This window comes from Mucilaginibacter sp. 22184 (assembly GCF_052045695.1).
In the GTDB taxonomy this organism is placed as follows: Bacteria; Bacteroidota; Bacteroidia; order Sphingobacteriales; family Sphingobacteriaceae; genus Mucilaginibacter.
This window is the reverse complement of sequence record NZ_JBQEPI010000001.1, coordinates 1,043,272-1,064,091: the sequence shown is the minus strand read 5'-3', so window position 1 is coordinate 1,064,091 and position 20,820 is coordinate 1,043,272. Positions and strand designations below refer to the sequence as shown.

At 44.0% G+C, this 20,820-nt stretch carries 21 protein-coding genes; 10 read left to right on the top strand and 11 right to left on the bottom strand.

What is annotated here, in order from left to right; all coding sequences use genetic code 11:
- Positions 1–155 precede the first annotated feature (155 nt).
- Entirely contained in the window at positions 156–2,207 is a 2,052-nt protein-coding gene (locus ACTJKG_RS04580; protein WP_440738477.1) for a M13 family metallopeptidase, read from the top strand.
- 236 nt (positions 2,208–2,443) lie between these two features.
- Here the strand turns inward: ACTJKG_RS04580 and ACTJKG_RS04575 are convergent, their stop codons facing one another.
- On the bottom strand, positions 2,444–2,938 hold the full coding sequence (locus tag ACTJKG_RS04575) for a GNAT family N-acetyltransferase (protein WP_216650491.1): 495 nt from the start codon (positions 2,936–2,938) through the stop codon (positions 2,444–2,446).
- Between the two features lie 12 nt (positions 2,939–2,950).
- Positions 2,951–4,201, bottom strand: a complete 1,251-nt coding sequence (pepT, locus tag ACTJKG_RS04570) for a peptidase T (protein WP_172334024.1) — start codon at positions 4,199–4,201, stop codon at positions 2,951–2,953.
- Positions 4,202–4,279: 78 nt separating this feature from the next.
- On the opposite strand from pepT, the gene ACTJKG_RS04565 reads away from it, so the two are divergent.
- The 4 genes from ACTJKG_RS04565 to ACTJKG_RS04550 all read left to right on the top strand — a co-directional run bounded on the left by ACTJKG_RS04565 (position 4,280) and on the right by ACTJKG_RS04550 (position 7,863).
- Complete coding sequence (locus ACTJKG_RS04565; protein ID WP_172334025.1) at positions 4,280–5,032, top strand: outer membrane beta-barrel protein; 753 nt, start codon at positions 4,280–4,282, stop codon at positions 5,030–5,032.
- Positions 5,029–5,385, top strand: a complete 357-nt coding sequence (locus ACTJKG_RS04560; RefSeq protein WP_172334026.1) for an MmcQ/YjbR family DNA-binding protein — start codon at positions 5,029–5,031, stop codon at positions 5,383–5,385. The genes ACTJKG_RS04565 and ACTJKG_RS04560 overlap by 4 nt, the downstream gene beginning before the upstream one ends.
- A 99-nt stretch (positions 5,386–5,484) precedes the next feature.
- A complete protein-coding gene (locus ACTJKG_RS04555; protein WP_172334027.1) occupies positions 5,485–7,233 on the top strand; it encodes a M14 family zinc carboxypeptidase in 1,749 nt (582 codons plus the stop codon).
- The gene (locus tag ACTJKG_RS04550; RefSeq protein ID WP_172334028.1) at positions 7,234–7,863 is read left to right on the top strand and encodes a rhomboid family intramembrane serine protease; all 630 of its coding nucleotides are present in this window, start codon (positions 7,234–7,236) and stop codon (positions 7,861–7,863) included.
- Here the strand turns inward: ACTJKG_RS04550 and ACTJKG_RS04545 are convergent.
- Complete coding sequence (locus ACTJKG_RS04545; RefSeq protein ID WP_172334029.1) at positions 7,832–8,821, bottom strand: hypothetical protein; 990 nt, start codon at positions 8,819–8,821, stop codon at positions 7,832–7,834. The genes ACTJKG_RS04550 and ACTJKG_RS04545 overlap by 32 nt on opposite strands.
- 172 nt (positions 8,822–8,993) lie before the next feature.
- On the opposite strand from ACTJKG_RS04545, the gene ACTJKG_RS04540 reads away from it, so the two are divergent.
- From ACTJKG_RS04540 to ACTJKG_RS04530, 3 genes are all read left to right on the top strand, one after another.
- The gene (locus ACTJKG_RS04540) at positions 8,994–10,004 is read left to right on the top strand and encodes a dipeptide epimerase (RefSeq protein ID WP_440738476.1); all 1,011 of its coding nucleotides are present in this window, start codon (positions 8,994–8,996) and stop codon (positions 10,002–10,004) included.
- Between the two features lie 75 nt (positions 10,005–10,079).
- Complete coding sequence (locus tag ACTJKG_RS04535; RefSeq protein WP_440738475.1) at positions 10,080–11,117, top strand: bifunctional transcriptional activator/DNA repair enzyme AdaA; 1,038 nt, start codon at positions 10,080–10,082, stop codon at positions 11,115–11,117.
- A 47-nt stretch (positions 11,118–11,164) separates the two neighbouring features.
- The gene (locus tag ACTJKG_RS04530) at positions 11,165–12,634 is read left to right on the top strand and encodes an MFS transporter (RefSeq protein ID WP_440738474.1); all 1,470 of its coding nucleotides are present in this window, start codon (positions 11,165–11,167) and stop codon (positions 12,632–12,634) included.
- 92 nt (positions 12,635–12,726) lie between these two features.
- Here the strand turns inward: ACTJKG_RS04530 and ACTJKG_RS04525 are convergent, their stop codons facing one another.
- The 5 genes from ACTJKG_RS04525 to ACTJKG_RS04505 all read right to left on the bottom strand — a co-directional run bounded on the left by ACTJKG_RS04525 (position 12,727) and on the right by ACTJKG_RS04505 (position 16,093).
- Positions 12,727–13,512 carry an alpha/beta hydrolase gene (locus ACTJKG_RS04525; RefSeq protein ID WP_172334032.1) on the bottom strand — a complete coding sequence of 262 codons (786 nt, stop codon included), beginning with the start codon at positions 13,510–13,512 and terminating at the stop codon, positions 12,727–12,729.
- A 104-nt stretch (positions 13,513–13,616) separates the two neighbouring features.
- Complete coding sequence (locus ACTJKG_RS04520) at positions 13,617–14,468, bottom strand: helix-turn-helix domain-containing protein (protein ID WP_172334033.1); 852 nt, start codon at positions 14,466–14,468, stop codon at positions 13,617–13,619.
- Positions 14,469–14,675: 207 nt separating this feature from the next.
- On the bottom strand, positions 14,676–15,578 hold the full coding sequence (locus ACTJKG_RS04515; RefSeq protein ID WP_440738473.1) for a prohibitin family protein: 903 nt from the start codon (positions 15,576–15,578) through the stop codon (positions 14,676–14,678).
- Positions 15,579–15,587: 9 nt separating this feature from the next.
- Positions 15,588–15,776 (bottom strand): DUF6358 family protein, encoded by a 189-nt coding sequence (locus ACTJKG_RS04510; protein WP_172334035.1) that lies wholly within the window; start codon positions 15,774–15,776, stop codon positions 15,588–15,590.
- 2 nt (positions 15,777–15,778) lie between these two features.
- Positions 15,779–16,093, bottom strand: a complete 315-nt coding sequence (locus tag ACTJKG_RS04505; RefSeq protein WP_172334036.1) for a rhodanese-like domain-containing protein — start codon at positions 16,091–16,093, stop codon at positions 15,779–15,781.
- Positions 16,094–16,303: 210 nt separating this feature from the next.
- Here ACTJKG_RS04505 and ACTJKG_RS04500 point away from each other — a divergent pair, with 210 nt between their 5' ends.
- On the top strand, positions 16,304–17,422 hold the full coding sequence (locus tag ACTJKG_RS04500) for a DUF4407 domain-containing protein (RefSeq protein WP_166095059.1): 1,119 nt from the start codon (positions 16,304–16,306) through the stop codon (positions 17,420–17,422).
- A gap of 92 nt (positions 17,423–17,514) precedes the next feature.
- The gene (locus ACTJKG_RS04495; protein ID WP_440738472.1) at positions 17,515–17,943 is read left to right on the top strand and encodes a PepSY-like domain-containing protein; all 429 of its coding nucleotides are present in this window, start codon (positions 17,515–17,517) and stop codon (positions 17,941–17,943) included.
- Positions 17,944–17,997: 54 nt separating this feature from the next.
- Here the strand turns inward: ACTJKG_RS04495 and ACTJKG_RS04490 are convergent, their stop codons facing one another.
- From ACTJKG_RS04490 to ACTJKG_RS04480, 3 genes are all read right to left on the bottom strand, one after another.
- Positions 17,998–18,342 carry a four-helix bundle copper-binding protein gene (locus ACTJKG_RS04490; protein ID WP_440738471.1) on the bottom strand — a complete coding sequence of 115 codons (345 nt, stop codon included), beginning with the start codon at positions 18,340–18,342 and terminating at the stop codon, positions 17,998–18,000.
- A 157-nt stretch (positions 18,343–18,499) separates the two neighbouring features.
- Positions 18,500–19,582 carry a GDSL-type esterase/lipase family protein gene (locus ACTJKG_RS04485; protein ID WP_440738470.1) on the bottom strand — a complete coding sequence of 361 codons (1,083 nt, stop codon included), beginning with the start codon at positions 19,580–19,582 and terminating at the stop codon, positions 18,500–18,502.
- Between the two features lie 142 nt (positions 19,583–19,724).
- Entirely contained in the window at positions 19,725–20,807 is a 1,083-nt protein-coding gene (locus tag ACTJKG_RS04480) for a DUF6515 family protein (protein WP_440738469.1), read from the bottom strand.
- Between the last annotated feature and the right edge of the window lie 13 nt (positions 20,808–20,820).

Genomic DNA, 20,820 nt, shown 5'->3' with positions numbered 1-20,820 from the left:
AGCAATAAAAACACATGTCATTGCGAGGAGGTACGACGAAGCAATCTCCTCGCAACTGAACGTTAAGTCGAATAATCCCCATCAACACTGTTACAATCAACAGTAAATCAACAGCTTGTTTTTATTTAAATTTGCTGTAAAACACACATAACCATATGATAAAACTTTACAAAGCAACGCTTCTGGGCTGTGCCTCTGTAGCAATTTTAGCCCTAAGTGCTTACCAGGTTCAGCAAGCAGATAAACCGGTCGATCCGGTTTATGACAATATGGATAAATCCGTTGATCCGCGCACCGATTTTTTTAAATATGCCAATGGCGGATGGCTTAAACGCAATCCTATCCCCGCGGCATATTCCAGCTGGGGAATTGGCAATGTGGTACAGGAAGAGATCCGCAACCGGTTAAAAAAAATCAATGAAGATGCCTTAGCCGCCAGCGCGCCAAAAGGAAGTACTACCCAAAAGATCGGTGATTTTTATTATAGTGGTTTGGATACGGTCAATATCGAAAAACAAGGAATCAACCCATTGAAAACACAGTTGGCCCTGATAGACCAGGCCAGCGATGTTAACGGTATATTGAACGCCGCGGCCGTGTTAACCACTACCGGCACCCGCAATTTCATCGGTAGCCGGGTTGGTCAGGATGCCAAAAATAGTTCAAAAATGATGCTGCAACTGGGTCAATCCGGCCTGGGTTTGCCTAACCGCGATTATTACTTTAAAACCGATGCCCGCACTACCCGTGTGCGCAACGATTATAAAAGCACACATTTGCCAACCATGCTCAAAATTAGCGGATGGGATGAGCAGCAGGCAGCTAAAGGAGCTGAAAGTGCCTTTAAGATAGAACAGTTTCTGGCCGATAGCAGCCGTAAACTCGAAAACCTGCGCGATCCATATCGCAATTATCATAAAATGACCGTTACGCAATTAAACAGGCTTACCCCCAATATCAACTGGACTACCGTATTCAAAACGCTGGAGCTAAAGCCGGTAGATACTGTGATTGTTGGTCAGCCTGAGTATTATCGTGCAGTTAATACCGCGCTGAAAACATTTACCATTGATGACTGGAAAGCTTACCTCCGCTGGAAACTGATATCCTCATATGCCCCTTATCTCAATGCTGCTGCCGAGCAGGAAAGCTTCCGTTTTAGCGGTAAGGTAATATCGGGACGAAAAGAACAGTTACCACGTTGGAAACGCGTATTGGACACAGAGAATGGATTGATGGGCGAAGCTTTGGGGCAGCTGTTTGTGAAAGAATATTTCCCGGCTACGGCCAAATTGCGTTATACCGAAATGGTGGAAGCCATCAGGCAGGCCTACCGCGAACATATTGCCAAACTGGATTGGATGAGCCCCGAAACCAAGCAAAAAGCATTGATAAAATTGAATGCTATACATCCTAAGGTAGGCTACCCGGATAAATGGAAAGATTTTTCGACCCTGGTAATGGACCGCGAATCATACGCCGGCAATGTAATACGTGCCAGGCATTGGGCATATGCCGTAAACATTAACAAGCTGGGCAAACCCGTTGATCATACCGAATGGGGGATGACACCGCAAACCTATAATGCCAGTTATAGCCCGTCCAACAATGAGATCACGCTGCCCGCTGCCCAGTTCATCATTCCCGGTGTTAAAGATAGCGAGGTTGATGATGCCGTAGCTTACGGTTATGTAGCGGCCTCAACCATCGGTCACGAGATCACCCATGGGTTTGACGATGAAGGTCGTTTATTTGATGCAAAAGGCAACCTGAAAGCCTGGTGGACGCCTACCGATTCGGTTAAATTTACCCAACGCGCCAAAGTACTGGCCGATCAGTTTAGCAGTTATGTAGTATTGGATAGCCTGCACGTAAACGGTAAAGCCACCCTTGGCGAAAACATTGCCGATTTGGGAGGTATTGTTTTAGGTATCGACGCCTTTAAAAAGACCCAACAATATAAACAAGGCAAACCGATAAACGGATTAACGCCCATGCAGCGTTTCTTTTTAGGTTACGCACTGGGTTGGCTTGGCCAGATCCGCGATGAAGCCCTGGCCAACCAGATATTAACAGATGTACACGCCCCTGGCTTTCTGCGGGTGAATGGCCCCTTTAGCGATGTGCCTGAATTTTACGAAGCCTTCAAGGTAAAAAAGGGCGATAAGATGTGGATAGACCCGGCTAAACGGGTGAAGATCTGGTAGAAGTCCCTGGCTCCTAAAGGTAGAGCAATAAAAAACATATGTCATTGCGAGGAGGAACGACGAAGCAATCTCTCGCAATGACATTTTTTTTATATTATTATAAAGAATTGTCATCCTGAACTTGTTTCAGGAACCCTCAGGACAGTTATCATCAGGCTGTAAACCCTGCTGATGGGTTACCGAAACAAGTTCGGCATGACTTCGAGTTCAACGATTCTTTGTCATCCCCAGTTACTTTACAACTCCTTCCGCATTACATAGTCATTCATCCAATACGGACCAATGGCTATATCGTCTTCTGAAACAACGGCAAAGCCCATTTTTTCATAAAAGGTTTTGGCGTTGTTATAACGGTTCACGTTCAATTCCAGTATTCTTTTGCCGGCGTCTGTTGTTCTTTGAACCACTTCGTTGATCAGCACTTTACCATAGCCTTTACCCTGGGTTTTGGGCAGACAATACAATTTGTGCAGTTTATAAATATCAGCGTTCTCTTCACGTGGCGAATAGGCGGCAAAGGCTACAGGCTCTTCCCCTTCTAATAACAGCATAAAAGTTTGCGCACCGGTTTCAATTTGCTTACTGATCTTTTCAGCCGCATAGATCTCGTTCAGCATAAAGGTGATCTGCTCTTTTTCTAATATCGGGCTATAAGTTACCCACCAGGTTTCGTCGGCTATTTGTATAATGGCTTCTACATCTTTTACGGTGGCTGTTCTTATCGTATACATATTCATTTATTATTAGCTTCTTTCTTCCCAAATCATACACAGGTGCAATATGGTTTCCACGGCTTTTTGCATGTCCTGTACCGATACCCATTCCTGTTTGCTGTGAAAAGCGTGTTCGCCGGCAAATATATTGGGACAAGGCAAACCCATGAATGATAACCTGGATCCATCGGTACCACCCCGGATGCTGCACAGTTTGGCAGTGATGCCGGTACGGTTAATGGCTTCCATAGCATACTCTACAATTTCCGGATGCTTATCCAACACTGTTTTCATGTTGCGATATTGCTCACTCACGGCTAAACTGTAAGTTGATGCCGGATATTTTTTCAATACCCCGTCTGCAGTTTTACGGATCACATCAGCATGATTGCTTAACTTATTCGCGTCAAAATCACGGATAATAAAATCAATCCCCGCGGTTTCCACATGCCCCTCAATAGCTACAGGATGTATAAAACCCTGAATCTCTTCGGTATGCTCCGGCGATAAATTATCAGGCAAAGCCACGATGATCTCACCGGCAATTTTGATGGCGCTTTCCATTTTCCCCTTGGCAAAACCCGGGTGCGAGCTTACCCCGTTGATGGTTAGTCTTGCTCCGTCTGCCGAAAAAGTTTCATTCTCCATATTACCCGCGCTTTCGCCATCCATGGTATAACCAGCATAGGCCCCCAGTTTGGCAATATCCACATAATCAACCCCATGCCCGACTTCTTCGTCAGGGGTAAATAATATCCGGATATTTCCGTGTTTTATTTCGGGATGATTTATCAGTTGGTAACAGGCATCCATGATCTCAGCAACACCGGCTTTATTATCAGCTCCCAACAAAGTGGTACCACTTGCGGTTATCACATCGTTCCCTATCTGATTTTTCAGGTCGGGATGTTCGGCCTGCTTTATAATTTGTGTGGTATCATCAGGCAATATAATATCTTGTCCCTGGTAGTTTCGATGAACAATGGGTTTTACATTTTTTCCGCTGCAATCGGGCGCGGTATCCATGTGGGAGCAAAAACAAATTACGGGCACTTGTTTGCTGGTATTTGAAGGGATGGTAGCGTATACATAGCCATACTCATCCATGTGGGCGTCGGCTACACCTATTGCAAGTAGTTCGTTCACCAGCAGGCGGGCCAGGTCTTTTTGTTTTTCTGTTGAAGGAAATGAAACAGAAGAGGGGTCTGATTGCGTATCAATGGTAACGTAACGTAAAAAGCGTTCGGTTACGGTGAAGTTTAGTAATGAATTAAAATTCATAAAGCTATATATTAGTAAAGTTTTGCCGGTAACCGTACCCGACATGTTCCATTTGTAAATATTGATTAAAATTTAGCTTTGAAAAAATTTATTCTGCTTTTTGTTTTCACAATCGCTGGTTTTATAGCAAAGGCACAGGACGGATACAACTATTATGAATGGGGTATCGGTGGCGGCATTGGCTATGGCAAGGCTTATGCTGATATGAAAAGGGAAGATTACCACCCTATTTATAATATCAATATCGCCTACAATTTTAACCCTTACGTACCTGTAGCGCTCGAGTACCAGTTCGGCACACTTTCTGGCGGCGGCCGCACGCCTGATAAGGATGCCTTTGGCCGGATCTATAGAAACTCCTACAAAGCCTTACTGCTCCATGCCGATGTACAACTGGGAAGTTTTATTGATTATGCCGACAATGGTTTTTTAAACGTGATCAAAAACTTTTATGTGGGCACCGGCATAGGCGCCATATCCAACAATATGAAGGATATACAGCGTACCAACCTGCCTGCATATGTTCAAAACGGCCCGGTGGGCAGCACCAATGGTTTCCAGGGCAAGGACAAAAGCACCAACATGGTATTACCGCTGCGCTTTGGTTACGAGTTTAAAATTTATGATTCCTATGAGCAGGTAGGTTATACCATTACGCTGGGTTACGAACACAATTATACCTTCGGCGAAGGGCTCGATGGCTATAATGATCCCCCTGCACAGTTTAAGAACAATGCGCCCGACCAGTATGCCCACTTTACCATAGGTTTCCGGTACAATTTTGGAAATACGGTATCTTATAATAAACTGATCAGAAATTTCGGATTTTGAATATAGAAGAATTGCGTGACTATTGCCTGCAAAAGCCGGCCGTAACAGAAGGTTTCCCTTTTGGCGAGGATACCCTTGTTTTTAAAGTTGCCGGTAAATTGTTTTTACTCATTGGGCTGGAAAGCGGCAACCGGTTTAATGTAAAGTGCGAACCAGAACTTGCCGTTGATCTGCGTGAACGTTATCCCGAAGTGCAGCCAGGCTACCACATGAATAAAAAAATGTGGAATACCGTTTATATGGATGGCTCGCTAACCCGCAAACAACTTTGTGAAATGATTGACCATTCCTATGAGCAGGTGATCCTGGGCTTACCCAAAAAACTACAGGCCGAACTAAAAGCAATAGATTAGATATAATAATCGGGGCCAATTACAGTATTTGATGCATCTTGACTCTTGTATCTCATCTCTTGGCTCTCAAATACTATATTTGGGCAATAATACATCTCAATGAAGAAAATTCTATCCGTTTTATTGATCCTCTTAGTTGCTATTGCTTCAGCATATGCACAATTAACTCCATTCGAGCAGCATCCGGACCATAACTATACTGCTACCTATGCCGAAGTGATCGCGTATTACCAAAACCTCAACAGGCTTTACCCCCAACAGATGAAGCTGATCAATTACGGCACAACGGATATAGGAAAACCGCTTACCTTGATTGTGCTGTCGCGGGACAAGGTATTTGATCCGGCGCTGATCAAAAAGCAAAACAAACGGGTGCTCCTGATCAACAACGGCATACACCCTGGTGAGCCCGAAGGTATTGATGCCAGCATGATGCTGGTGCGCGATCTGCTTAAAAAAAATCAGCTCCCAAAAGATGTGGTGATCTGCCTCATTGCTCTTTACAATATTGATGGCAGTTTGAACCGCGGGTTGAGCCGGGTTAGTCAGAACGGACCTGTGGCTTATGGCTTTAGGGGTAATTACCGCAACCTGGATCTGAACCGCGATTTTATTAAAGCCGATAGTCGCAATGCCCAGGCATTTACACAGATTCTAACTGCCTGGAAACCCGAGATCTTCCTGGATAACCATACCAGCGATGGCGCCGATTATCAATATGTAATGACACTTATTGAAACACAAAAGGATAAACAAAACCCTATCCTGGCTAATTATACCACTAAAACGCTTACGCCATACCTGTACAGCCACATGAAAAAAAGCGGCTATGAGATGATTCCCTATGGTGCAGGTGAGGAAGGTTTGCCCGACTCGGGCATTGTGAGCTTTTTAGAAACGCCGCGTTTTGCCACAGGCTTCGCGGCTCAGCACAATATCATCAGTTACATTACAGAAACACATATGCTCAAGCCATTTGACAAACGGGTATATGCTACGTATGATTTTATGCAGCACCTCATCGATATCAATCAACGTGATGCTAAACTGATAGGCGAACTCAAGCAACAAGCCGATGCACAGGTAACTCAACAAAAAACGTTTGCGCTCAACTGGGCCGTCGACCGGCAAGCTATAGATACCATTACTTTCAAAGGCTATGCCGCCGGCTATAAAACCAGCGAAGTGAGCGGCTTAAATAGGCTGTATTACGACCGGAATAAACCTTACACCAAAACCATCAATTTCTGGAACACCTATAAAGTTACCGCCACAGCCGATAAACCCGTAGCCTATGTGATTCCGCAGGCCTGGGGCAAGGTAATCGATTTGTTTAAACTGAATGGGGTTAAAATGCAGCAACTGGCCCATGATACCACCCTGGGCTTACAGATGTATTATATTGAGGATTATAAATCCCCGCAAAAACCTTATGAAGGGCATTACCTGCACTCAGCTGTTAAACTGAACCCGGTGGATACGCGTGTTAAATTTTACACCGGCGATTACGTAGTGTATACTAATCAACCCATAAACCGTTATATTGTGGAAACATTGGAACCGCAGGGTGTCGACTCTTTTTTTACCTGGAACTTTTTTGATTCGGTACTGGGCGAAAAGGAATATTTTTCGGATTATGTATTTGAAGATATAGCTGCCAACTTATTGAAAAAAGACCCTGAACTGAAAAAGAAACTTGATGACGCGAAAAGTAAAGACCCTAAACTGGCCGGCAGCGCGCAGGCGCAATTATTCTTTGTTTACCGCAATTCACCCTATTTTGAAAAAACTTTTATGCGCTACCCGGTGGGCCGCTTGCTAACCGATACCAAACTCGATCTTAAATAAATGGAATATCTTATCCTAACGCCTGTAGCGTCTGTCATTTTTGTTATTACGCTCATCACTTCGTTATATGCCTTTTACAATCAAAACGTGTTAGGCAAAATGATGCTGCACCCTTATACGGTTTCGCGTGGTAAAGATCTGCATACGCTCATCACCAGTGGCCTCATCCATCGCGATACCATGCACCTGCTGTTCAATATGATGTCCTATTATTTTTTCGCCTTCCAGTTGGAACAAGTCATCGGGCATTGGCAGTTCGGCTTATTGTATATAGTAAGCCTGGTATTGAGCGATATGCCTTCGGTGCTTAAAAACCGGGATAATTATAATTACTACAGTCTTGGTGCTTCTGGTGCAATAAGTGCTGTAATATTTGGAGCGATATTATACTTCCCATTGGCAAAAATGGGCCTGATATTTTTACCTATCCTGATACCGGCTTACGTATTTGGTATATTGTACTTAATATATTGTACCTACGCCTCTAAATACAGCCATGACAGCATTAACCATGATGCTCACTTATATGGAGCCCTGAGTGGTTTAATGATCACCATTTTGCTTAATCCCCCGGTTTTGCCAGCATTTATTCAGCAAATTACCGGGGCAATTCAATCGATGCTGCATTAAGGATATTGCCATCGGCATCAAACAGAAAGCTCATTGGTTCTTCGGGATTTTTGATGATCTCGAACAGTAGGAATCCCCAGTTTTTCCAGAAGTTTTCCAGCACCTGGCCATAAACTTTGGGTACCCAATCGTCAAACAGCGGTTTGGTGCTGGTGCCCCGCAGGGGCATGGCTTCTACGTAAATGATATCTTCCACAGGTAAAATATTATACTCTGGCAGGCGATTGAACAGGTATGCCGAATAAAAAAAGCGCGCGTTAACTTCTTCAAACTGGATAGGGTGCAGGGTGTGACCTTTAATTTTCTCCAACGCCTCCCTGTGATAGCTGGCATTGGCGCCGTTATCCTGCAGGCAAATGATCAAACCAAAATCTTTGATCCGAAGCGAAAATGTCAGCGTGTTGATCTCATCGCGATAGCCAAAAATATCCTCAGCATTATCCACTTTAAACAATACCAAACTAAAAGGTTTAAAACCATCCAGCTCGATAGGCAAATTCAGACTTTGCAGCATCAGGTGCAGGTGGCTGAATTTATGGATAATGGCCTGCGACATGCTAAACTCTTCGCCTTGCGCATGCTGTTGTTTAATGCCCGCCTGGATCTCATTAAATATAATACCATACAACAGTTTACTTGCCCATTGAAACAATTTCAGCTCATCCAATTGCTTTACGGCTTCATAGCCAGCGTCAAAAGCAGCAGCGATCTCAGCCTCCAGGGGTTCCAGGAATTGTTCGTTGATGGCAGCGGTGCAGGGCAGTTTCAGGTCTTTGTAAGTGGCCATGCTTTCGTCGAGCAGTTTAAAAGGTTTATCTTCCAGGTTGTAGCGGCTCATGAGCCATTGCGGAAAAACCTGTATCTTTTCTTCTTCAGAATTTAAGGGCTGCCCGCTCAGGAAGCACTTATTATTACTGAAATTAAAACGCTCGAACGGTGAATAAATTTGTGCCGACATGGCCGCAAAGATAAGGATGAAACAGATGTGCGGATGTGCAAATATGCAGATGTGCGGATTTTTTGACATAACTTGCACATCATTTTTCATCTGCACATTTAAAATTTGCACATCCGCACATCTAAAATCATCTGCACATCTGCATATTTGCACATCCGCACATCTAAGAAACATGGAACTGACATATCAACCCTTTGAACTGCAACTCAAACACGCTTTTACCATAGCTAAGTTTTCGCGTACCTCTACCCCTATTATGCTGGTGCAAATTAAGCACGAAGGTTATACCGGGTATGGTGAAGCATCTATGGTGCCCTATATGGGCGAAAGCCATGAAACCGCTACCGCTTTTTTGAGTAAGGTTGATATCAGCCGGATCAGTTATCCCATTGATTTTGGCGCGGTGATCAATTACCTGGACAGCATAGCTCCGGGCAACCCAGCCATTAAAGCCGCTATTGATATTGCCCTGCATGACCTGGATGGGAAGATCAAACAACAACCCTGCTGGCAACTACTGGGCAGCGACCCTGCAAAAATGCCGGTGACCAGTTTTACCATCGGTATCGATACACCCGAAATGATCATCAAAAAAGTAAAAGAGGCTGAAGGTTTCAAGGTGATCAAAGTAAAACTGGGTAAGGATAACGACAAAGAACTCATCAGCACCATACGCTCGGTGACCGATGTGCCTCTTTATGTAGATGCCAACCAGGGCTGGACAAACCTGCAACAAAGCCTCGACATGACCTACTGGTTACAGGAACAAGGCGTACAACTGATAGAACAACCCATGCTCAAAACCGACCCGGACAGCAATGCCTGGCTCACCGAACGCAGCCCCATCCCCATTATTGGAGATGAGGCCGTACAGCGTTTTGAGGATGTGGATAAAGCCAATGGCGTTTATACCGGCATCAATATCAAGCTCATGAAATCGGCAGGTCTTTACGAAGCAACCCTCATGATCAAAAGAGCCCGTGAACTCGACCTCAAAATTATGATAGGCTGCATGACAGAAACCAGTTGCGCCGCACTGGCAGGTCTGGCCCTTGCCCCCCAAAGCGATTGGGTTGATCTGGATGGCCCTTTCCTGGTAAGCAACAACCCATACCAGATGCCCGATTTTGCGGATGGTAAGTATATATTGAATCATGATGCGGGCTTAGGCATAAGATTTTAGAAAGTAAAAAATACTTGTCAATTTTTCGGTTGCAGTACGTGATGGGCAAGCCCTATCTTTGATAAAAAAAGAAAGATGCTGACAGACGAGATCATGTATAAAGCCCTTGTTGATAAAGATGTTGCTTACGAAGGTACCTTTATTGCAGCGGTTAAAACAACCGGGATATTTTGCCGGCCAACCTGCACGGCACGGAAACCGAAGGAAGAGAACGTAGAGTTTTTTAAAACTACCAAAGAAGCCATCTTAAGCGGATACAGACCTTGTAAAGTATGCTCCCCGCTTGAAAAAATGGGTGAAACGCCAGAGGATATCAAAGAAATATTACAGGAATTAAGCGCCGATCCTTCACTGAAATTTAAAGACTGGGATTTGGTACGGCGCGGGATAGAACCCAGCAAAATACGGCGTTGGTTCCTGAAAAACCATGGCATTACCTTTCATGCCTATCAGCGCATGTTCCGCATTAATTCGGCCTTTAAAAAAATACAGAATGGCGAGCTGGTAACAGCCGTCGCCTTTGAAGCTGGCTATGAATCGTTAAGCGGCTTTAATGATTCATTTAAATCTGTTTTCGGGGTATCGCCCGCTAAAAGCAAAAACAAACAGGTGATCAACATTACCCGGCTCGAAACACCATTGGGCACCATGTTTGCCTGCGCCACAGAACAAGGTATTTGCCTGCTGGAATTCACCGATCGTAAAATGCTCGAAACCGAGTTAAAGGCCCTGGCAAAAAACCTAAATGCCAATATTATACAAGGAGAAAACAAACATTTTGATCAATTAAAACTGGAGCTGGACGAATATTTTGAGAGCCGAAGGAAAGATTTCACCGTTCCGCTGTTTACTCCCGGCACCGACTTTCAACGCTCCGTATGGGATATCCTGCAAAAAATACCTTATGGAGTTACCCGCTCCTGCAAAGATCAGGCTATCACTTTGCACAAACCAGAAGCTGTACGTGCTGTAGCCAACGCGAATGGCATGAACCGAATCTCCATCATTATCCCCTGCCATCGTATAATTGGCGAAAATGGCAGCCTTACCGGGTACGGTGGCGGCATATGGCGAAAGCAATGGCTGCTTAATCTGGAAAAGGCAAACCGCTAACCAGTCGGCCAAAAATCCAATACATCTTAAATTAATTTTTTACACTAATGGAAACGAAAAGCATCTCCAAATGGCTTGCGCTGCTTGTTATTTTAACCGCGCCTCTACTATATGTTATTGATATTTTTATCATCAATATGGCCATACCTGCTATTAAAGCCGGGGTACAAGCAACAGACGGTGAAGTACAACTGGTAATAGCCGGATACCTATTAGGGAGCGCGTCTTTTTTAATTACAGGTGGCCGCACCGGCGATTATCTTGGCCGGCGAAAAGTATTTTTCTGGGGCATGTTTTGTTTTACACTCACCTCTTGCCTCTGCGGTCTGGCACAAACAGCCTTACAGTTGAATATTACCCGTTTTTTTCAGGGAGTAAGCTCCTCTATCATGGTTCCGCAATCCATAGCGCTCATACAGGTTTTATTTACCGACCAAAAAGAGCGGGCTAAAGCCATTGGTTGGTATGGTATTACGCTGAGCATTGCCGCCATCATAGGGCAAATACTGGGCGGATATCTGGTTGGCACCCATTTTATGATAGCTGGCTGGCGACTTATCTTTTTCATCAACCTGCCTGTTGGTATTGCAGCATTATGGGCCATCAGAAAGTTTCTTCACGAAACCCCAAAAGAAACAAAAAACGCCTTCGATTACCAGGGAGCCGCCATCCTGACCGTTGGTCTCATTTGCCTCATTTATCCCCTCACCCAGGGACGTGAAGCCGGATGGCCTTTATGGAGCATCGCGCTGATTATTGGTTCAGTATGCACGTTCGCTTTTTTTATCCGCGATCAAAAAAACAAACTGCAACATAACAAACAGCTCCTTATTGATATTTCGTTGTTTAAGATCCGCGAGTTCAATATCGGTTTGCTGGCTGTATTATTTCACTTTATGATGCATACAGCGTTTTTGCTGATGAGCGCCGTATACCTGCAAAACGGACTTGGGCTATCTGCTTTAAACTGCGGTATGTATTTTATTCTGCATGCTATCTTGTTCATGATATCATCGGTAGTTGCCTCAAAAATAATTGTGCAGTTTGGGAAATGGGTGTTACAAGCGGGGCTATTGCTTATACTGATCTCTTTTATATTAATGATCTGCTTTTTTAAAGCTCCGGTTAGTGGCTGGTGTGTAAACCTGGTCATTGGTTTGTATGGTTTGGGTAATGGGCTGGTGCTTCCATCTTTACTTACTATAGCTTTAAAAAGTATTCCCTCTAAATTCGCAGGCGTGGCTGCCGGAGTATTCTCCACTTTTCAGCAAACAGCCTCGGCATTAGGCATTAGCATTTTAGGTGGTATATTTTATAGTGTGATAGATGGTGGCCGCTTGCATCCTAATTACTTCAAAGCTTTAAACTATGGCCTTGTGGCTGGTATTGTTTGTCTTTTTATAGTAGCGATGATGCTGTATCTGCTACCTTCATCAACAAAAGACGCTGTAAAAAAAGCGCCTGACGCAACAATACAATTACAGGAGCAGCAACAGGAGATCGGGCATATTGGCTGAACATTCCGGTTGCCTTTAGTTCCTGCGCTTATCTAACGTAAAATGCCGCGTACCCTAAGGTATGCGGCATTTTACGTTTATGATCCTAAGAATTATTTGACATTATTTGCCGCATCAATAATTACTTTGGCAACAGCATCCGGGTGTGAAATGAATACCACGTGACTGGCTTTTATTTCGGTTACTTTGGCGCCGGCACGTTTGTACATGTTACGTTCAATATCGGGGTTAATGGCTTTATCTTCAGTGGCTACTATACCATAGCTTGGTTTGGTTTTCCAGGCGGCTTCGGTAATTGGGGCTACAAAACCTTGTGCTGCAATAGGGCCTTGTGAAGCATACATAAAGTCGGCTACTTCTTTGCTCAGGTCGGCAGCAAAACCAGCGTGGAATTTTTCTTTGCTAAAATAAACAAAGCCTTTTTCGTCCGGAGGCAATATGCCGTTTTCTGGGGCGGCTGGTAATGATTGAACCAGTTTTAAAGTAGTTTCGCCATTATCAGGAGCAAAAGCGGCTATATAAACCAGTGCTTTTACTTTAGGGTTTGTACCGGCTTCGGTAATTACGGTACCACCCCATGAGTGACCAACCAATATTACAGGCCCGTCTTGTTTTTCGATAACACGATTGGTAGCATCCACATCATCTTTAAGAGATGTTAATGGGTTTTGAACAACAGTTACATTATAACCTTTTTTAGTCAGGATATCATAAACACCTTTATAGCCAGATCCATCGGCAAAGGCGCCATGCACCAATACTATATTTTTTACGGTTTGGGCTTCGGCTTTAGGGGCTGAACCAATAATAGTTGATAAAATAATAGCTGAGGCAGCTAAGCTTGTTTTTAATGCATTTTTCAGAGTTTGAGTTTTCATTGTCGTGTGTGTTGATGTTTGTTGTTTGAATCAACGATACAAAGGTGCATCAACTATTGCACCTGCGGAATGAGTATACTTCCCGACAACTTGTAATTATTTCCCTACGCTACCATTTTCTTGCTATTTCTGAATTCCGACGGTGATAAAGAGGTATGCTTTTTAAAGAAATTACTGAAATAGGCCGCGTCATCAAAACCCAGTTCATAGGTAATTTGCTTGGCCGATTTATCGGTATAAAATAACAGGCGTTTAGCCTCTATCAATATCCGCTCCTGGATGATCTGGATGGGCGTTTTATGATTGTACAGTGCGAAAAGGTTGGATAAGGTCTTGGGCGATTTATTTAACCTCCCTGCATAATAACTCACACTGTGTTGTTCGCGGAAGTTCATCTCAACCAGTAAATTAAATTTGCGCAGGATGTGAAAACGGTCGTCGTTCAATTTTACATCTGGGAAAGTACCAGCACGGGCCAGCCGGGTGATCATGATAATAAGCCGTTTCAGCAGCATGATGAGCAAATCGGTCTGGATATCGTCCTTGGTATTCAGTTCCTCAATAAATACATCCAGCAGTACTTTCAATTTTCGCTGCGTATCCGGATCCAGGTCGATGAATACATTATCATTCATCCCAAACAAAAAGCCAACGCAGCTTACTTCGGTATCATGGTCAACAATGCAATAAAATTCGCGGTTAAACTGCCAGGCCACCACATCGTTGGGATTTTCAAAATAAAACGACTGGTTAAACATGAGCGGCAGTACGGTATTTGGCATAAAATCATGGGCCACGCCATCAATGGTTACGGTTTGTTTGCCGCCCCGGTTCCAGGCTATGGTAAAATATTTATAGTCGTAATCGCGTGTGTAAAACAAGCGGTCGAGCTGCGGTTCGTTATGGTGCAGCAACAGATCGCCGCCGGTGTTCTGGTCTGATACTGATAATTTCATGCCCGAAGATATTATAAAATCACAGCAATATACTCAGGAAAATGACATTGAATACTTTGTGCTGCATGGTTTACATGGGTTTACACTTTTTACGGTTTACATGAAGCTATATAATTAACAATCAACAGATTATGCGAATTTATGTCTAAAAAAGTGGGTTTACATGTAAACCCACTTTTTTAACAAAATGACCAGATTGTTCAGGTATTACTTATCGCTCAGCATAATAGGATTACCCTTACCGCCAATAATGATCACTTTGGCGTTGGGCGATAAAGCGATCTCTTTTTGGGCCTTAATAGCTTCGTATTGAAGTTGCTTGTCTGATAATCCGGTTGAAAGGATCTTTTGATAATCGGCTATACCCTGGGCCTCTACGCGTTTACGTTCGGCTTCCTGGCGTTCCTTTTGCAGCACAAACTGCATTTTCTGGGCGTCCTGTTCGGCATTGATCTTTGATTCGATACTGGCCCTTACCGAGGCGGGCAGGGTAATATTGCGGACCAGGATCTGCTGTAGCTCCAGGCCGCGCTTGGCAAAATTGGCTGTTATGTAACGGTTTATTTTATCCTGAAATTCCTGTCGTTTGGTGGAGTACAGATCAACGGCGGCATAATTAACCGCATTGTCGCGTATAGCCGTTCGGGATACCGGGCGAACAATCTTATCCAGATAATCCACTCCAATATTCTGAAGAATAAAAGGGGCCCTGTCTGCGCTTACTTTATATAATACAGAAAGATCGATAGTAACCTCCAGCCCATCGCTCGACAGCACCCGGATGGCATCGTCGCCTTCCTTCTGGCCCTCATTGCTTACAGCGCTCATGGTATACGTTTGGGTTTGTATATCAAATGTGGTGATATCAACCAAGGGGTTAATGATGTGCAAACCGCTCTCGAGTACATGATCCTGCACCTTACCAAAAAGGGTTTGCACACCCACTTTACCAGGCTCAATTACTTTAAATATGGATAGCAACAGGCCAACGGCTACTATGACTAATCCTATAACGCTTGCTGTGCCGCTAAAGCGGCCTGCAGGTTCGGGTGAACGTTTGAGCACTATACCCACAACGAGCACAATAACTCCCAAAATTGCTATAAACATGCAATGAAGTTACTGCTTTTTTTGCGAGTTCCTTACGTCTTTTAACAGTCTTATTTTTAATACAATAACTACCCCGGCAACCAATATGGCCGCACCCAAAAGGGTAAAGTTTTTTGCCGTATTAGCCTGGTATGCAACAAACAGGCATAATACAATGCCTATAGTGTACAATACATTAAGCACTAACTTAAGGGCCATAATTAATATACGTTAAGTGTAGGATCAATTTCGGCAGCCCAGGCCAGGATACCACCGTGTAAATTAGTCAGGTTGCTATAGCCTAACTGCTGTAGCTGCATAATGGCTGCCGCGCTGCGCTTACCGCTGCGGCACATTACCACTACGGGTTTATCTTTACTTACTTTGTCGGCTTCAATTAAAATGCCGCCAAGCGGTATTAATTGTCCGCCCAGGTTTGAGGTTTCATATTCAAACTCTTCCCTTACGTCAATCAGTTGAAAATCTTCGCCTTTGTCCAGTTTTTCTTTTAGTTCCTGTACGGTTATCTCGTTCATGTTAAATAAAATTATAATCCAAAGGTAGCTTTTTTTCTATATCAAATAATTAAGCCCGATTTTTGTAACAATCGATGTCTAAGTGCGTTTTATGTATAATATTGCACAGTATTTGTGTTTTATTACGTTTACGTGCAGTAAAAAAAGAGATGAGCGCTGAAAAGGTTTACATTAACCCAACACGATCGTCCATAAAATGGATCATAATAGATGAAAAAAGTAACACGCTTTTTCTGGTTTTGTTCAGGAGCGCATATTGATACCCTAAAAAAATATCCTATTGAACATAATAAATATGTAGGCATTGGCGCCACCATATTTTTCACGGCATTATTCGCATCACTATCTGGCGGCTATGCTATGTACTTTGTTTTTAACGGAGATGCCTTTGCCGTAGGCTTTGCCATCTTATTTGGCTTGCTGTGGGGTACCGCCATTTTTAACATGGACAGGTACATCGTATCCAGCATCAACAAAGAAGGCAGCACCAATCAGCAGATATTGCAAGCCTCGCCGCGTATTTTATTGGCGATAATGATAGGTGTGGTTATTTCGCGCCCATTGGAGCTCAAGATATTTGACAAAGAGATCCGCCAAAAATTGAAAACAGCTTACCTGAAAGGCCAGCACCGCAAAATTGACACCCTCGAAAAAACCTATCAGCAAAAATACGCGATGGAGATGGGCAAAAACGGCGATCTGAAAAAGGAAAAGGATTCGTTGGAAAAGGATATCAACCGCTCGCGCTATCAGCTTAACCAGGAGGTTTTTGGCGATAAAACCAACCAAACGTCGGGCATCACCGGCTACGGCACCTATGCCAAGCAAAAACAGGCCGTGCTGGAAGAAAAAGAAAGCCGCCTGAAGGAGGTAACCCAAAATTTAGGCCAGATGGACCAATACCTGGCCGCCCGAAAAGACTACGAGGGACTGAACAGTACCCGCCTTTTCACCGAACATCAGCTGGATAGCCTAACCAATATTGCAGGCTTTAGCGACCGTAACTGGGCCCTGGGGCAGCTAACCTATAACGAGAACGGCACTCGCGACCTGGATACATACCTGGCCATATCATTTATAGGCTACCTGTTTATCCTGTTTGAGTGTTTACCGGTATTTGTAAAACTGATGTCGCCCAAGGGACCTTATGACGTGGCCATAGCAAAAACTGCCGAAGCCAATATTCATTTCGCAGAACGGGATAAAGAACGGGAAAATACGGTTACTGATAATATTTATGATCACTCCGTGGGTACCGATATTGAGCGGCGAAAGAAGATCATAACCTCACAATCTGACTATGATTTTGAGCGGCACAGTTACGAGTAACAGCTTATAAGTATTTCTTTAGAGATTTCCCTCAAAAAGCCGCCAGTTTTTCTACAGCTTGATATTTTATACTTGTATAAAGCAAAAATATCATGAAAAAAACATTATCACTGCTGATGGGCTTTGGCTTTATAGCTACTGCCGCGTTGGCCCAGGACCTGAAGCCAAAAGATGTACCTGTTGCTGTTAAATCAGCATTAGCATCAAAGTACCCTGCGGCAAGTAAAGTAAACTGGGAAAAAGAAAAAGGCAACTACGAAGCCAATTGGGGCGGCAAGTCGGGCGAAGATAATTCGGCCGTATTTACACCTACAGGTGCCTTTGTAGAAATTGTAAAGGCCATACCCATTACTGATCTCCCTAAAAGTATCGCGCCTTACGTGAGCATACATTATAAAGGAGCAAAGATTAAAGAAGCCGGTAAAGTTACCGACGCTGCGGGAAAAACATTTTACGAAACGGAGATCAAAGGCGGCGACCTTATTTTTGATGAAAACGGCGTATTTGTGAAAAAGGATTAATTAACGCTTGTATAATAAAAAGGCCCATCACCCAACTGTGATGGGTCTTTTTACTTAATCCTGTGTTACAGGCTCGTGATGCTGGTGGCAAGCCCCGGCGCAGGCCAAACAGGTTTCGGCGCATTGGCGGCAATGGTCGTTATTATGCTTGCCGCATTCATCGGCGCAAAGCCGGCATATTTCCTCGCATATAACCAGGTACTGATAGGCAATAGGCGAGTCCCGTTGTAATAGCAGGGCTGCCTGCCCGCATATATCGGCGCAATCTCTGTCGAGCCTGATGCATTGGGTCATCATTTTTACATCCTCTTCACGCAAACAGGCATTGGCACAATGTTCGCAAGCCAGCACGCAATTAAACAGCTTCTGAATTAACTGCTGGTGATCATGATTCTTCATAGCTATTTTATTAATTGGTATATAATAACAATAGTCAAAAACCATGAAAGGTTTTTTTTATTTTAAACCATCATGAGCCAAGGTTCGCAAACCGGTGTTAGTAAACCGGCTCAGGATAGCTTCATCACCATTAAAAACAAAATTACGCTGATGAAAATCACCAGCCCTTAAGCTGCTTCAGATAGGAAGTTAATTCGTCGGCAATAAATTCATGTTCTTTCATATCCGGGTGAGTACCACAGCCCTGATAATATCGCCTGGAAAAGAAATATTTATATACCTTTTTATCGCCGCTGTTATTAACCTCGGCGGTAATAGCGGTAAGGTAATTTTGTAATGCTGCTGATAGCTTTTCGTCGGCCATGGGGCTGCTTAAACATACAATATCCGCCGCCGGGTACTTCTGTCTTACTGTTTTAATAAACTTGGTATAGATGTCACAATAGCGGGTAGAATCGCCCAGGCCGTCATTTTGCCCCAGGCAAACAGTTACTACATCGGGCTGGTAATGCTTAAAGTTCCAGGCGATGGAGTCATTGCGCAGAAAAATCTTATCAAATACCAGGGGCATGGTGATATTCATATTACAACAACTATGAGCCATACCAATACCGGCAACCGAAGTAAGCTGCCATTGCGCGTTCAGATTTCGAGAGGTACGCGGTCCGTAGCTCATATAGGCATTATGCTGATCGTACCATTCGCCTTTACCACATGGAGTGATGGATTGATCCATGCCAGCCCCGCTGGTCATAGAATCGCCGATATATTCAATTTTACGTGCTGGCTGAGCCGGCGGTGGCAGAAGCTTAGCGCATCGCATACCTACAAAATCAATATAACCAATCTGCGATTCGGTGTCTTTGCAAATAACAACTGTATGTTCGCCGTCGGCAAGCTCTTCCCCTATCATGATCACATTGGCTTTACCCGTAGTTTGCACCCGGTAAGGTGTATTATTATCAATAGCTATCTCCAGGTAATTGTGACTTTTGCCATACAATACTTCATCATTAATCAGCAGTTCACATTTTTTGCCGTCGTAGCGAAATTTGATATAAACACCCGGTGACCACATCCTGGGTTTCAAGGGGTTTGCAAAATCAACGCGACCAACATATTGTACGTTGGGATTATTGGCCTTGTATAATTTTAAGGCTTCTTTGGGAGCACCTGCATAGACGTTATAGGACATCTGCAGTAATAGGACAAAAAACAGACCAGCTATATATTTTATCATATCAGGGTTAATAGTGTAGCGTATATTAGTTTCTATAACATTTTTACCGCCCTAGTGTTCCCTGAAATTATAAAAAAACGGGCTGCCCCAGTTAAGAAGCAGCCCGTTATATGCTATTTAAGGTATTTTATATCCCTTGCAATTAGTTCTGATCGGCAGGATCATCGGATGGTGTACCTACAATTTTGTAGGCTTTGTTACCATTATTGTCGGTAGTTTCCTGGTAGTAATAACCATCAGGAGATACATACAATTTTTCGCCGTTGATCTTTATTTTCCTGCTGTCTTGCGGTAACTGACCAACCATATCACCTATTTGAGGTGCTTGCTGAACATCACCATTACCACCCTGGTCAGTATTTAATTCACCGTCTTTACCGGCAATTACATAAGTGGCGGTTCCGTCGTCTTTAGTAATTGGCTGATAGTAAACACCGTTTGATTCGTAATACTGTTCGCCATTGATCATTATTGACTGCGCATCTTTTGGCAGCTGTTTGATCTCGGCACCTACAGGTGGCTCAACTACAGTATATTGATCATTGATCTGTTGGTAGTATAAACCATCGCTATAGTAGTACTGATAATCGCCCCAGAAAAATGGGTAGTATCCGTAAGGTAAAAATCCTATGCTAAAGCCCAATCTTGGCAAATAGTATGAGTTATAGTAGTTACGGTATGGATACCAGTAATGATTACCAAAGTAACCACCACGGCCACCGTAACGATAACTGGAATACCCACCACGGGCATAACCACTACCACCGGCAGTTCTGTAATAGGTACCACGGCCACCGGCGTATGCATTTCTGCTCACACTGGCATATCCACGGGTTCCGTAACCATAGGTGCGTGTAGCCACTCCACCACTTGTACGACTAGGCGCTATAGCAGCATTGCCACTAGTACGCTGCGCAGTACCATAAGTACGCTGAGGCGCTGCTGTAACGCTGCCACGTGAAGCAAAACCACTGCTGCCATAGGTACGCTGTGGCGCAGCTATCGCCGACCGTTGCGCACCACCATTAAATGATGGACGTGAAAAACTGGCTCCACCACCAGATGGGCGGGAGAAACCTCCACCGCCGCCGCCACCGCCAGATGATCTTGAGCCGCCACCACCGCCTCCGCTGCTCCTATGCTGTGCACTGGCAGTAAACGCTAAAGATGAACTCAACAGAGCTCCTAAAGCAAGTGTGAATAATTTTTTATATGTGCGTTTCATGATGAAAAATTTT